This window comes from Acinetobacter sp. KS-LM10, assembly GCF_036896575.1.
Lineage (GTDB): Bacteria > Pseudomonadota > Gammaproteobacteria > Pseudomonadales > Moraxellaceae > Acinetobacter > Acinetobacter avistercoris.
Window position 1 is genome coordinate 1,159,390 of the sequence record NZ_CP145906.1, and the last position, 14,754, is coordinate 1,174,143.

A 14,754-nucleotide genomic window follows, 5' to 3' on the forward strand; every position below is an offset into this window, starting at 1 on the left:
GTATGGATGGTAAAGGTCGATGGATTGATAATGTGATGGTTGAACGGTTATGGAGAAGCGTTAAATATGAAGAGGTGTATCTCAAAGCTTATAGCAGTGTCACCGATGCGAAAAAGCAATTGAGTGCATATTTTGAATTTTATAATTTGAAACGACCTCATTCGAGTCTGGACAAAATGACTCCAGATGAGTTTTACTATGACCAGCTACCACAACAAAATAAGGTAGCTTAACTAGAGCAGAATATCACTTATAAATAAGCTTTTAGTTGTTCAAACAAGTGGGACCACCTCTCTATATTCCTTAGAAAATTTAGCTTTATGAGAGTAATACGAATAATCAGAAACAGTTTGACTTGGCAAGGACTTAGTTTTAGTCTCTGTACCTGCTTCAGGTGCTTCTATAGAGAAGTGAAACTGGGAAGTTAGTACACGTATGTGTAAGCTAACACTGCCCCCGCAACGGTGAATAGGATAGCAACATCCTTAAGTCCGGAGACCGGCCTGCTGCACAACCTAACTAATGCGGCGGGCGTTAAAACAGGGATTGCATACTTTTTATATTTGATTTGGTATTGCTTACCCAAAATCCGTCCGCGCGCTTCACATTTATATTTGCACGGGCGGTGCGAAATTTTGGGGTATATCATGAATCAAATGTATACAATCGCTTTAGGTGGTTTGTTAGTCTTATCTCCATTGTCTATGGCAATGGCAGCAGAAAAAACTGTTTTCCAACTTCCTAAAATTAATGTCGTTGCTAACTTGGTTGAGCAAGCAAATACTGATACGTTAGCTGCTGTAACAGTGATTGAACGTGAAGAAATTGAACGTAAACAGTTTAGCTCTTTACAAGATTTATTACGTACGATTCCTAGTATTAGTTATGTCAATACAGGTGGATTAGGTCAGACAACGGGTCTTTCAATTCGCGGTACAAATTCCAATGCTGTATTGGTTATGGTTGATGGGCAAAAACTAGCATCAGCAACAACTGGTCAAACAGCAATTGAACATCTACCAATTGATCAAATTGAGCGTATCGAAGTTGTTCGTGGCCCACGTTCTAGTTTGTACGGTTCTGAAGCTGTAGGCGGCGTTATTCAAATTTATACACGTAAAGGTACTGCAGACGGTATTAAACCTTACGCATCATTAAAATATGGATCACACGAAACTTATGATGCGAATGTAGGTGTTGATATCCGTAAAGAGAATACCTGGGTGAGTGCGAGTTTAGCTGGCCTAAAAACGCAAGGTCTAGATGTTCTTACGTCAAAAACCGAAGAAGATAAAGATGGCTATGAGAATGTTTCTGCATCCTTAAAAGCGGGTCATCAATTCAACAAACTCTTCGCTATAGATGTCAATGCTTTACATGTTCAAGGGGAAGCTGAGTATGATGGTGGAGTGAATCCTGAAAATGAGATTCAACAGAATGTATATGGTGCTGGCTTAACGTTTACTCCAAATGATATTTGGACAAGTAAATTCAATGTTGGCATTAGCCAAGATAAGTACGAGACTTTCGATTCAAATAAAACAACCGGTAAGTTTGATACAGAAAAACAAACTGTTTCATGGTTAAACACGATTGAATTTAATAAAAATCATAGCTTGGTAGCAGGTGTGGATTATCTAAATGATAAAGTAACCAGTTCAAAGGACTATGATGAAAAAGAACGTAATAACATTGGTTTGTTTGCACAATATATCGGTCAATTTAATGCGGTAAATTTACAAGCTGCTTTACGTTCGGATGATAATGAGCAATTTGGACAGCATACGACAGGAAATATTGCTTTAGGTTATCAATTTAATGATTACTATAATGCTTATATGTCTTATGGAACGGCTTTCCGTTCACCAACATTTAATGATCTTTACTATCCTGGTTACGCGAATCCAAATTTAGAACCTGAAGAATCTGAAAATATTGAAATTGGATTCAAAGGCTCGCAGTTATTAGATTGGGAACTTATTGGTTTTGTAAACAAAATTGATAACCTGATTGCCAACCAAAATAACGGACAAGCAAAAATTAAAGGTATTGAACTCGGTCTGGGGCAAAATTTTGATGCTTTATCATGGAATGTAAACTATACCTACCAAGATCCGGAGAATCAAAATCAAACTGATAAAGGTAAACAGCTCACATTTAAACCTGCACAATTATTGAATGCGAGTCTCGATTATAAAGTTGAAGATTGGACAATCGGTGGCTCGGTACATGCGGAAGATAAGCGTTATACAGATCCACAAAACACAGCAAAATTAGCAGGTTTTACAATCGCGGATGTGCGTGTAGCGTACCAAGTAACACCTGAATTTAGTGTACAAGCTAAATTAGCAAATATGTTTGATAAAGAGTATTACACCAATAACTTTTATACAGGTGATTTATATCGTCAAGAGGGCAGAACGGCTTGGGTAACGCTTCGTTATGCGATGAAATAATGATCTAAAAATTGAACAAGAAGCTGAGATTTATTAACGTTTACTTGAGAATATTTCAGTACATGAATCATTCTTTTTAGATAGTATAGGTTCATATTTTTAGATCCTCCATCCTTGATGCCACCTGTAATTTCCCGTTTTATAGGTGGAAATCTTAAATGGGTTTCACTTCTTTTTCATTTTTATTGCGATCTTATTGGTAATAGTCGGCTGTATTTTTCCCATTTTGACGAGCCTTTGCCAGATGAAGTCTCATCTGGCTTTTCTTTTTATTTCATTTTTAAATTCTTTTAAATTTAAGCAAGATATCTCCTATGACAAGTAATATAACACCCAATGCAAAAGCAGAATATGCACACAACAAAGTGGAGCATATTGGTAGTTTTTTAAGAGCGTTGAAACTCAAAAAAGCACGTTACGATTTTGCTGATCGAGTGATTTATGAGGAAACTTTAAGACAAGTTGAAGATGCAGAAATTGACAATCTGATTGATATTCAGCTTGATCTAGACTGTACCGTTATGACAGACGGTGATTTTCGCCGTACTTGGTGGCATTTCGATTTTCTTGAGCAATTGCAAGGCATAGAAAGCTACAAAGTACGTGATGGATTGAAATATAAAGATGCGATCAGTAAACCGATTGACATCCGTATCACAGGGAAAATTGCTTGGTCAGAAGAACACACAAGTCTGATTCATTATCGTTATCTACATAAAGCAATTGAAGGTTTTGCAACTGCTAAATATTGCATACCCAGTCCAACGATGTTGCTTTTTCCACACTTAAGAAACAATCGGTTCTATGCAGATCGTATCAATGACTATATTGCAGATATTGGAAAAGCTTACCAAGATGCAATTCAAGCGCTGTATCAAGAAGGTTGTCGATATTTACAACTGAATGATGAGTTTTGGGCCTATTTAAGTGATGAAGAATATAAAGCAACTGAAATCACTTCTGGTATGTCAGATCATGACTTAGCAATGCTAGGTGTAGAAATACTCAATCTTGCACTCAAAGATAAACCAGAAGATTTATTTATATCGTTGCATATTGACCGTGGCAACTTTAGTTCGAGCTGGTTGTATCAAGGAGATTATCACTTTATCTCTACATATATTTTCAAACAGTTGACCAATATCGATCGTTACTTATTGGAATTTGATACAGATCGGGCAGGTGGATTTGAACCTATTGCGCTACTCAAAGGCACACAAACAGAAGTATTTTTGGGCTTAGTCTCTTCGAAAAAAGAGTATGTGGAAAGTGAAGATGACATTTCACAGCGTATCCATGACGCAACTCAATTTTTACCCATTGAGCAATTAGGGCTGTGTTTACAGAGCGGTTTTGCTTCAACTGAGGAGGGCAACAAAATTTCTTATGATACCCAATGGGAAAAAATCAAGTTAATGAACAAGGTCGCAAAAAAGTTCTGGCCTTAATTTCATCATTTACGTCTTGTAAAAGTGATCAGTCAAAGTATGCGTATTATTGCCTTGGTAATAACTGTAAATGCTTTAATTAATCCTTTTGCAAGATATTCAAATTAATCAGTATGTTTAAAAGTTTTAAGTAAGTTATCCGTTGGTTTGAGAGTAAAGATGTTAAAGGATAAAGAATTTATTGGTCGAGTATGTCGAATGACAAATACCAATAACCCAATTGATTTTAGTGTGTTAAAGGTAATACGTTCTACGGAAAGTAGTATTCTAGGTTTCGAGATATCTAGAAAAAATACAAATGGTGCTCAATCAGAAACGGCTCTAAAAGATGATGTGAAATTTCAGGATCATGACAATTGGATAAGCGGTTCTGATCTGATCATTCAGCTACTTGAGCAAAAAATTAATACGCTTAGGCGTCAAATTAAAATCAGCTCAGCTAAAAGAAAATAAAGAATGTGAACAGGAGAGAACATTCAAATTGTATTTATCTACAATGACATGTTCTTTCCTGAATTTTAAATAATGTTTTAGCTTTAGGATATTTGGTTAATCAAGGGACATGCTTAATTTTTTTCAACACTTAGAACATTATAAATTTTGTATTTTAGTTGAATATTTGACTTCATCTAAAACTCAACATGTAGCACAAGATATTGCGGGTTTCTCAGCTTTTATTGCAATTGCTGACCGTGTCCATTCAGACCATGATATGGCACCGCTTGAGGCTAGTCAGCATTATTCAAAATCGAGCGATAAAGTTCTGCATTTTTCTGGGAAAGATCGAGATATTCAGGATTTTGAATTATTTTTAGATCAAGCCAAATCAGCCAATATTAAGAATCTTTTATTGCTGACAGGCGATAAGCTCAAAGAGCACAGTTATGGGGGGGATGAATCTGGACGTACCCGATATCTAGAATCGGTGAATGCCGTGATGGTAGCCAAGCGCCGTGGTGGATTTCATCTAGGTGTGGCCTTTAACCCGTTCAAATATGCTGAAGCTGAGCGTGACGCACAATATCTAAAACTACACAAAAAGATGAAGGCAGGCGCAGATTTTATTATTACCCAATTAGGGTATGACATGGATGCTTTAAAACAAGTAAAGGCTTTTTTAAATCGTCATCATTACCAACAAAAAATACTTGCTTGTGTTATGCCGCTGAGTTTTGCTCGTGCCAATTTTATGGTGAAAAATAAAGTCGCTGGTATTGTGATTACACCCTATATGTTAGGGGTGTTGGCTCAGGAAAAACAGGATGGGTTGAGTGATCGGGTTCATTTACGCTGTGCTTTACAGATCCTGATGTGTAAACATCTTGGGTTTGCCGGAGTTCACCTTTCAGCCTGTTACAAGCCTGAAGAGCAGATGCTTTTGGAAAGCTATATAGAACAATATCGGCATCTGGATTTGAATGCACTTGAAGCTCTCTGGAATTCATTATGGCAAGTGAAGACTGGAAAAGAGTTCATGCCAGAATTGCCTTATTACTCCCGTCAGCCGACATCCAGTCAGTTGATTAAATATCAGCAACTACATTTCATGCATGAGGCATTGTTTGAGTCCAAAATTGCCAAGGGTATCGGACGCTTTATTTTTAAAGCCTCATTTTGGGAGCATACACCTGCTGCAAAAGCATTACTGAAAACTGAATTTATCTCTAAGCATGGCGTTGTGGGCTGTGAAAGCTGTGGTCAATGCAGGCTAGGAGATACTTTATATATCTGTCCTGAAACCTGTCCAAAAGGATTGGCGAATGGTCCTTGTGGGGGGACTACCTTAGACCGCTGTGAATTTGGAGATCGAGAATGCATTCATTCTGTGAAAGCCCGGCTTGCCAAAGCCGTGGGACAGACTGACGTTCTAAAAGAAAAATTGATTCCAACTGTACCACTTGAAGTACGTGGCACTAGTTCTTGGAAAAATTGGTATACAGAAGCTTAATTCATTACATTAATTACGTTTAATGAATATCAAAATCAAAAGAATAGGCGTGATCAAAAGATATAGTGAAATAAAACCAATACTGTTTCCATAATGTGAGCAAAGTGGAAACAAGGATAATCCTAAAAGCAGTATTCCTAGAAATCTAGAGATCTGGGGATACTGACTAAGTACAGCAAAGCGACTTTGTTGTGTTTTTATACGCTGCTTTGAGCTCACTGCAAAAAATAACAGCATAGCTAAAATGATCAAGCCTAGACCAATGATAAGTTTCATTTAGCGTATACCGTTTATAAACTGATTTTGAGTCACTTGGTTTGATGCAATTGGTGCTATTTTTTGATGTAAAAATATAGCCAACAAAGCAAACAGAAGAATGAGTAGATCAACTCTCAAGAACATCCAATACGATGAGAATGAAGAAATAAGATGATGATTGAATAAGTAGCATAGGTTTATGATAGGTAGTATAAGAGCGAGAATGATGAAGCCCTTGAGTAAGCTTTTCCAAAGTTGATGCTGTGGCATTAAACAAGCGATTAAAAAGCAAATGAACCACACTGAGAAAAATGTAGTAATTTCATAATTGGGTAAATTGTAAGGTGCTGTCACTAAGCGGTTTATATAGAAATAACTCAGTACGGCAATACCAAGACCTATAGTTGCAGTCATATTAAGTCTGTTGACCAGATATGCACCAAGATGAAAGCTTTGTTTTTTATTTTTTATCTGTCTTTTTAAGCTCCATAAAAATAAGCCTGAAGCAATCATTGTTGCTCCGAGTATGCCCGATAAAAACAAGATGAATCGTAAACTCGGCTGTGCATAACGTGCCATGTGTAAGCCATATATTCCATTATTCAAAGTTGCTAATGCACTTGTATTTCGATTGTTTTTAAGCAATTCACCTGTATGTGCATTAAAAATAAACTGATCTTGGTTACGTGTGATCGTACGATCTTCTTTTTTATTAATTGTTATATGGGCCGATGATGTATTTGGACTTTTTACTGTAATTGTATCTAAGGGTGCAACTCCCCATTGTCGAGTCGTGTGCTTTAAAAAGTATTGTATAGGGCGCATTTCTGCTTTTTCAGGAGTTGAAAGTAAATCCTGCTGAGGTATTGTACGGATCTCTTCAAAATACTGAAAAGGATTGTCAGGATAGCTGAGTTTTAAATTTGCAGGGAAGAGTACATAAAAGAACATCGCCAAGCCTGTAAATGCCGTCACAAAGAAAAACGGCATCGCTGTGACAGCGGATACAGTATGATAGTCAAGATAAGAGAGTTGTCCCTTATTAGTACGTAAAGTAAAAAATTCGATCAGTAATTTTTTATGAGTAATCACACCAGAAATCAATAAAATTAATAAAATAAAGGCAGTAAAAGTGACGATGATCTGTCCTGTCATATAAGACATGCCATAGAGTTGAAAGTGCAGTCGATAAAAGAAATCACCACCTTGGGTATTTAATAACTGTAATTCACTGCCAGTTGAAGCATTTAATATTCTATTTTCGAAAGCACCTTCAGCCGTTTGCCAAAAGACACGATTTACAGGTGCATTATCATGAGCAACATGGATAAACCAACTTTTTGCATCGGGAGCATGTGTTTGTAAATAGGCAAAAGCGGATTGAGCTGCCTCATTAGAGCTAGTTTGCATAGTTGCAAATTGAGGTTGCATCCAGTAATTGATTTCAGTTTTATACAAACTCAATGATCCCATCACAAAAATGAGAAAGAGCAACCAACCAAAAATTAAGCCTAGCCAAGAATGCAAAGTTGCCGTAGATTGTCTAATCGATTTCAGCATGAATTATCCTAAAAACTTGTGTGTAAGAAATAAAATGCTGAGTACAATCAGGCTTAATAGAGACAACCATTTCAGGTTCTTGATACAAAAAATCAAAATGACAAATGCGATATAAAAGATAAGTGCGACCAATGAGCCAAGCAAAACAGATTCGGCTTTAGGTAAAAAAGATTGGCATAAATGAATCAAATTGAGGGCAAAAAAATAAGTGCATAGATAGCCAATACCAAAGCCAATCATAAAGCGATAAAGTGTAATTAAATGAAGTTTCAAGGCGTTTGATCGCAGTATATTTGATGATGAAATTGAAAGCTAAATAGCCAATCTTAGAGAGTTTTGATCTGTATAACTCTTTTGAATTACAAAGATGAGATACCCAAATAGATTGGCTATTTTAGCGTATTAAGTCTCGTCATCCATGGCATTCGAATAGAATTTCACACCTAATTTAATCCGTTCACGACCTTGGCTCATACGCCAACGGTTGGTGTCGCGCAAGGAATAGACACAGCCACAATATTCTTGTTGGTAGAACTCTTCCTTCTTGCTGATTTCGAGCATACGAACAGCACCACCATTTTTACGCCAGTTGTAATCCCAATAGGTAATGCCTGGGTAATGTGAAGCAGAACGATGACCACAGTCATTAATCTGCTGCATGTTCTTCCAACGGGAAATACCAAGCGAGCTACTTATTAGACTGAAGCCATTTTCGGCTGCATATAAAGCTGTACGCTCAAAACGCATATCAAAGCACATGGTACAACGGATGCCTTTCTCAGGTTCATTTTCCATACCTTTGGCACGTGCAAACCAATTGTCAGTATCGTAATCACAGTCGATAAAAGGGATATTATGTTTTTCGGCAAAGCGAATATTTTCTTCCTTACGAATTTCATATTCTTTTATCGGGTGAATGTTAGGGTTATAGAAAAAGATTGAAAAGTCGATACCTGATTCAATCAAGGTTTCCATCACTTCACCTGAGCACGGCGCACAGCAGGAGTGAAGCAGGAGTTTGTCATGACCTTCTGGGAGAGTCAGTTTTTGACGTTCAAGTTTATTTGACATGGAAATAGGGCTTAAATCTAAACCCTACATCTTAACAATCTAATCTCATGGTTAAGGTGATTTTTGCTCATGTTTAAATGAGTGATCTTCAGGATGTAAGTTGTGAATTAAATTCATCTTTTGGTGAGGAAATATCGTTTTACTCATGTATTGGTGTGGGTATAAATTGCACTGGTGAAATATGATTAGAGCTTAAACAAATCAATTGAATGAAGCCAAATTTTAAAATTGAAGGCTGAGCTATTTTTTCTTTGGAAAAGCTAAAAATAGCTCATTAATTTGAATACTTAAATTTCGCTAAAAGTCATAAAAAAATTGAATCGGGTTCTAAACATATTTTGTTCAGTGTATATCTAAGCCGTCATCATTTTTTTTGTACAAATATAAATGAGAGCCGACTTATTTATATCTTTTGATTTTTTATCGAATGATGATGGTCTTTCATGGAATATGTAGAACACAACACCTCCACGGTCAATCCAAATTCTAAAACACGTGTTTTATTTGCGAGTCTGGTAGGTACAACAATTGAATTTTTCGACTTTTATATTTATGCCACGGCTGCTGTACTGGTTTTCCCGCATTTATTTTTCCCTGAAAGTAGTGGTAGTGCCGCATTACTGCAATCTTTAGCCACTTTTTCAATTGCATTTATCGCACGTCCAATTGGCGCTATTATTTTTGGACATCTTGGTGATCGAATTGGCCGTAAAGCCACACTCGTTTCTGCATTGCTATTAATGGGGATTTCTACAGTTTGCATCGGACTATTACCGACCCATGCACAAATTGGTGTGGCTGCACCCATCTTGTTAGCATTGTGTCGTTTAGGGCAAGGGCTTGGTTTGAGTGGCGAGTGGAGTGGTGCGGTATTATTCGCCACAGAAAATGCACCAAAGGGTAAACGTGCATGGTATGGCATGTTCCCACAGCTCGGTTCTCCAATTGGTTTTATTCTTGCGGCAAGCTCATTTTTATTATTAGGTGCATTTTTATCAGATGAAGCCTTTATGCAATGGGGCTGGCGAATTCCGTTTATTGCAAGTGCATTGCTAGTATTCGTTGGCTTATATATTCGATTAAAACTACACGAATCTCCAGCTTTTCAAAATGTTTTAAACAAGCAATCAGCAGTTAAAGTACCTTTGAAGGATGTGCTCACCAAACATATTGGAAAAGTGGTATTGGGTATGTTGGCGACAGTATGTACCTTGGTTGTATTTTATTTGATGACGATATTTGCATTGAATTGGGGGACAACCGCATTAGGGTATAGTCGAGATACTTTTTTAAAAATCCAACTGATTGCAACAGTGTGTTTTGGTCTGTGTATTCCTATCTCTGCATTATCCGCTGAGAAGTTTGGTAGAAAAATAACATCCATTGCCATTTGTATTCTGACCATGATCTTTGGATTGTTCTTCTCAACATTTTTTGTTGCTGATAACGTATTATCAGTATTGGTGTTCCTGTGCCTTGGTTTAAGTATTATGGGCTTAACTTATGGACCACTTGGGACCATTTTGTCTGAAATTTTCCCTGTTTCAGTTCGATATACAGGAACAGCCTTGTCTTATAATTTTGGTAGTATTTTAGGCGCATCATTTGCCCCTTTGATTGCAACTCAATTGGCTCAAAATTATGGTTTGCATGCTGTGGGATATTATTTATCTATCGCGGCAGGTGTTTCTCTATGTGCTTTCATGTGTATTCGTGAAACAAAAAATGAAAACATTATGAGCTGATTGTTTTATTGCACATGATGCTCAATTTCGGGCTTATTCAATCGTATATTTTAAAATGAATAAGCCCACAACTCAGATACACCTTATCCCAACTCGTTTTCTCATCATTAAATGTTCATCATTGTATCGATATACAGATGCATTCGATTTCTATTTAATACGTGTCCAACACTTGATCTTTCAATATGGATATTTGATGAGGCGATCTCATCCATTGCATGTTAAAAAAACACCAACATGAGATTTACTCATCTCATCCTGAATTTATATCGTTTTACTCATTTTATGATTCACGTTTAAATAAAGCCATTCAGAAATTTAGATTTTTTATAAAATTTTTAGGTGGCAATCTCCATGAGCACAGCATTCCAATGTTCAATTAAGCGCATTCGTTTTGATGAGAATTATGAGCCAGCAAGCAATACACGTCAGACCACTAATTTTGCCAATTTGGCACGTGGTGAAAGCCGCCAAGAAAACCTGCGTCGTACACTTGCGATGATCAACAATCGTTTTAATAGTTTGGCTACAGTCGACAATCCAAAAGGCGATCGCTATTCACTTGAGATCGATATTATTTCTGCAGAGATTGATATTGAGGGCAACGGTCAAACCTTCCCATTTATTGAAACACTAAAAAGCACCATCATTGATCATAAAACCAATCAGCGCATTGAAGGCATGATCGGAAACAGTTTTTCTTCTTATGTTCGTGATTATGACTTTAGTGTTGTGCTTCCTGCATTAGGCTGTAAGTTTAATGAGATGCCTGAAGATTTTGGAGACTTGCATGGCAAGTTATATTTACATCTAGTGAACTCTGAAGTATTTAAAACAGAATTTAGAAACAATCCTGTTATTTGTTTAAGTGTTTCTACAACAAAAACTTATTACCAAACAGCTAACGTGCATCCAGTACTCGGTGTCGAATACACCAATGATGATTACTCACGTACTGATGCCTACTTTGCCAAAATGGGCTTAAGCGTTCGTTACTTTAAGCCTCAAGGCGCGAATGCACCATTAGCTTTCTACTGTGCAGGCGATCTACTTCGTGACTACACTGATTTTGAATTGATCAGTGCGATTGCGACTATGGAAAGCTTCCAAAAAATCTACCGTCCTGAAATTTACAATACCAACTCTCCGGCAGGTGTGGAATATCAACCAAGCTTGAGCTATGGCGATTACTCACTGACACGTATTGTTTATGACCGTGTTGAACGTGGTGAATTGGCGGTGAAACAAGGTAAGTGGACAGAAGAAAACTTCATCAAACCGTATAAAGACATTTTGGACGAGTGGGCTGCGAATTTTAAAATTGAAAATGCTCAGCAAGACCAAGCGGCTTAATCCATTGCATTGATAGACGAATTTAAAGAAAGAAGATTAGACATGGCTATTTTATTACCAACATCAACAGCAGGCAGCTTACCGAAACCGTCATGGCTCGCTGAACCTGAAAAATTATGGTCAGCATGGAAACTTGAAGGCGAAGAACTTCTTGAAGCTAAACGTGATGCGTTAAAATTATCATTACATGAGCAAGTCACTGCTGGTATTGATATCGTAAGTGACGGTGAACAAACCCGTCAGCACTTCGTAACCACGTTCATTGAACATCTTGAAGGTGTGGATTTCGAAAAGCGTGAAACCATGCGTATTCGTAACCGTTATGAAGCAAGCGTACCTTCAGTGGTCGGTGAAGTATCACGTAAAAAAGCTGTATTTGTAGACGATGCTAAATTCTTACGTAGCCAAACCAATCAACCGATTAAATGGGCGTTGCCTGGTCCGATGACCATGATTGATACACTTTTTGACGGTCACTACAAGAGCCGTGAAAAATTGGCTTGGGAATTTGCCAAAATTCTGAATCAAGAAGCTTTAGAGCTCGAAGCGGCAGGTGTCGACATTATTCAGTTTGATGAGCCTGCATTTAATGTGTTCTTTGATGAAGTAAATGATTGGGGTATTCCGACCTTAGAGCGTGCGCTTGAAGGACTCAAATGTGAAACCGCTGTGCATATTTGCTATGGCTACGGCATCAAGGCAAATACGGATTGGAAACAAACATTGGGTAATGAATGGCGTCAGTATGAAGAGTCCTTCCCTAAATTACAAAAGTCAAAGCTAGATATCATTTCGTTAGAGTGCCAAAACTCACGTGTACCGATGGATTTAATTGAACTGATTCGTGGCAAAAAAGTCATGGTTGGTGCAATTGATGTAGCAACCAATCAAGTTGAAACTGCAGAAGAAGTCGCAAATACCTTACGTAAAGCATTGCAATTTGTGGATGCAGATAAACTGTATCCTTCAACCAACTGTGGTATGACACCGCTATCTCGTCAAGTTGCACGTGGCAAGCTTGAGGCTTTAAGTGCTGGAGCTGCCATTGTTCGTAAAGAGTTAGAAGCTTAATCAAACGTAGTCTTGTGTTAAGCAGAGCAAATAGTCGTAAGATCATTTGCTCTGTCTTATGTATGAGTACGTGATATGTATATTTGAGATGAAAGAGATGATTGAAGCAACAGACTTTAGAAATGCAATGTCTTTACTTACGACTGCGGTGAATGTGATTACAACCTCAGGTGAGGCAGGGATGCATGGCTTTACTGCATCTGCCGTATGTAGCGTGACGGATACTCCGCCAACATTATTAGTCTGTATGAATCAATCCTCTCGCTCTCATGTACATTTTGTTGAGAATCAAGTCTTGGCAGTAAACGTACTAAGCACGCAGCATGAACAAATTTCGAATGCTTTTGCTTCAAGTAAGTTCAGCTCAGTAGATCGTTTCAAACTCGGTGAATGGGGTACGTTGGAAACAGGCTCGCCGATTTTAGAAGATGCCTTAGTCAGTTTTGATTGTCAGATTGAGAATATTCAACAAGTCGGTACACACAGTATTTTCATGTGCCGTGTTCTTAAAGTTCGACAAAGTGATCAAGAGGAAAGCTTGGTGTATTTTAACCGTGCTTACCATCAAGCGGGTCAATTGGAACACGCTTAACTCAATACCTTAATTCCTTCATTTTTTTAAAAGTTAGTCTATTGTGGAACTTATAACCTTTTTCTCTGTACACGACAAATTTCACAGAACCCTTATCCTATCAGGATTCTGCTTTCTTAAAATTGCCAAAATTTCCTTAAACTCTTCTTTTTTCCCAAAACCAATTAAACGCTGAATCGCCATTTGAACATAGTCTAAACCATAGCGAAATAAACTCATTGAGAGTCGTCCATGCTTCTTTATTTTTATCGCTTTTTTTTGATTATGTTGCCATTCACCCGTTAAGTAACACCAACAGAAGCTTATAGCTAACACCGCAATCAATTTTTTCACTCGTCTAGGGTCTGTCAAGCGCGTATTTTCAAGATTAAACCCGCGTCCTTTGAGACAACTGAATAAGGTTTCAATTTCCCAGCGTAATGCATAATCCTGAATAGCATTGGCATTAAACTGAGGAGAAACGACGAGTAAAAGCTCTCCATTTTCTAACTGTAGTGCACTTATATATAGTTTCACCCGACCAACCAAAATCCGTCGTTTACGACATTCAATTTGACCAACTTTAAGATGGCGAAATAAATCACTAATTTTATGATTCTTTCCTAAATGATTGGTGACAATGAAGTTTTTTTAACACGAATGCAGAAGTTGATGTCTTGTTCAATTAACCATGTAAACCACTGCTCACCGATAAACTCTCTGTCTGCGAACACATTCACAATACGGTCTTTACCAAAAATGGCTATAAAGCGTTGAATCAAAGCAATACGCTCTTTCGTATCTGAATTTCCACGTTTATTAAGCAATGTCCAAAGGATAGGTATCGCTATTCCACGATAAACGATTGCGAGCATCAGGATATTAATATTTCGTTTTCCCCATTTCCAATTGGTTCTATCTAAAGTCAGTTGCACTTGGTCGAATGAAAACATATTGAAAATCAACTGAGAAATTTGACGATAATCAAAATACTGACCTGCAAAGAAGCGCTGCATACGTCGATAAAATGATTGTGGTAAACACTTGATGGGCAAGGCTTTAGATGCAGAAGAAAGATTACATGTTTGCTTTAAAATAATCACAAGCATGATGAGCGCAAAGCACTTTAAATGTGACTTGTTCCATTTTAGAGATTTGTTTAAGATAAGATATAACTCATTGAGATGTGTCATAGTATTCGTCGTTAGAAAACAATTATTGTGACATTATTTCAATGAGTTATCTATTTTTGTCGTGTACAGAGCGCTTCATC

11 protein-coding genes, 1 pseudogene and 1 riboswitch are annotated in these 14,754 nt (G+C 37.4%); of the genes and pseudogenes, 9 read left to right on the forward strand and 3 right to left on the reverse strand.

Annotated features, from left to right (window positions below; genetic code table 11):
* Positions 1-2: 2 nt before the first annotated feature.
* From V5M36_RS05290 to V5M36_RS05310, 5 genes and pseudogenes are all read left to right on the forward strand, one after another.
* A pseudogene (locus tag V5M36_RS05290) lies at positions 3-233 on the forward strand (integrase core domain-containing protein); the annotation flags it as partial.
* A 142-nt stretch (positions 234-375) separates the two neighbouring features.
* Positions 376-521: riboswitch (cobalamin riboswitch) on the forward strand.
* A 126-nt stretch (positions 522-647) separates the two neighbouring features.
* Positions 648-2,456 (forward strand): TonB-dependent receptor domain-containing protein, encoded by a 1,809-nt coding sequence (locus V5M36_RS05295; protein ID WP_338562784.1) that lies wholly within the window; start codon positions 648-650, stop codon positions 2,454-2,456.
* 314 nt (positions 2,457-2,770) lie between these two features.
* Positions 2,771-3,904, forward strand: a complete 1,134-nt coding sequence (locus tag V5M36_RS05300; RefSeq protein ID WP_075175390.1) for a 5-methyltetrahydropteroyltriglutamate--homocysteine S-methyltransferase — start codon at positions 2,771-2,773, stop codon at positions 3,902-3,904.
* A gap of 159 nt (positions 3,905-4,063) precedes the next feature.
* Entirely contained in the window at positions 4,064-4,357 is a 294-nt protein-coding gene (locus tag V5M36_RS05305) for a hypothetical protein (protein ID WP_075175391.1), read from the forward strand.
* 109 nt (positions 4,358-4,466) lie between these two features.
* Positions 4,467-5,852 (forward strand): methylenetetrahydrofolate reductase C-terminal domain-containing protein, encoded by a 1,386-nt coding sequence (locus V5M36_RS05310; protein ID WP_005267252.1) that lies wholly within the window; start codon positions 4,467-4,469, stop codon positions 5,850-5,852.
* Positions 5,853-6,128: 276 nt separating this feature from the next.
* Here V5M36_RS05310 and V5M36_RS05315 read toward each other — a convergent pair whose 3' ends face one another.
* Together V5M36_RS05315 and V5M36_RS05325 are read right to left on the reverse strand one after the other, a co-directional pair.
* Positions 6,129-7,670: a PepSY-associated TM helix domain-containing protein gene (locus tag V5M36_RS05315; RefSeq protein ID WP_075175392.1), complete on the reverse strand. Its 1,542-nt coding sequence runs from the start codon at positions 7,668-7,670 to the stop codon at positions 6,129-6,131.
* A gap of 402 nt (positions 7,671-8,072) precedes the next feature.
* Positions 8,073-8,741, reverse strand: a complete 669-nt coding sequence (locus V5M36_RS05325; RefSeq protein ID WP_075175394.1) for an epoxyqueuosine reductase QueH — start codon at positions 8,739-8,741, stop codon at positions 8,073-8,075.
* A 443-nt stretch (positions 8,742-9,184) separates the two neighbouring features.
* Between V5M36_RS05325 and V5M36_RS05330 the strand changes: the two genes are divergently transcribed.
* The 4 genes from V5M36_RS05330 (at position 9,185) to V5M36_RS05345 (ending at position 13,502) form a co-directional block, all read left to right on the forward strand.
* Positions 9,185-10,486, forward strand: coding sequence for an MFS transporter (locus V5M36_RS05330; protein ID WP_067728744.1), 1,302 nt, complete (start codon positions 9,185-9,187; stop codon positions 10,484-10,486).
* 354 nt (positions 10,487-10,840) lie between these two features.
* Complete coding sequence (locus V5M36_RS05335) at positions 10,841-11,839, forward strand: putative oxygenase MesX (protein ID WP_005267231.1); 999 nt, start codon at positions 10,841-10,843, stop codon at positions 11,837-11,839.
* 42 nt (positions 11,840-11,881) lie between these two features.
* Entirely contained in the window at positions 11,882-12,910 is a 1,029-nt protein-coding gene (locus tag V5M36_RS05340; protein WP_338562802.1) for a methionine synthase, read from the forward strand.
* 97 nt (positions 12,911-13,007) lie between these two features.
* Positions 13,008-13,502 (forward strand): flavin reductase, encoded by a 495-nt coding sequence (locus V5M36_RS05345; RefSeq protein WP_163124527.1) that lies wholly within the window; start codon positions 13,008-13,010, stop codon positions 13,500-13,502.
* An 81-nt stretch (positions 13,503-13,583) separates the two neighbouring features.
* Here V5M36_RS05345 and V5M36_RS05350 read toward each other — a convergent pair.
* A protein-coding gene (locus tag V5M36_RS05350; RefSeq protein WP_085940648.1) for an IS4-like element ISAba1 family transposase occupies positions 13,584-14,674 on the reverse strand; the annotation gives its coding sequence in 2 pieces (ribosomal slippage) (positions 13,584-14,134 and positions 14,134-14,674; 1,092 coding nt in all).
* Positions 14,675-14,754: the final 80 nt, after the last annotated feature.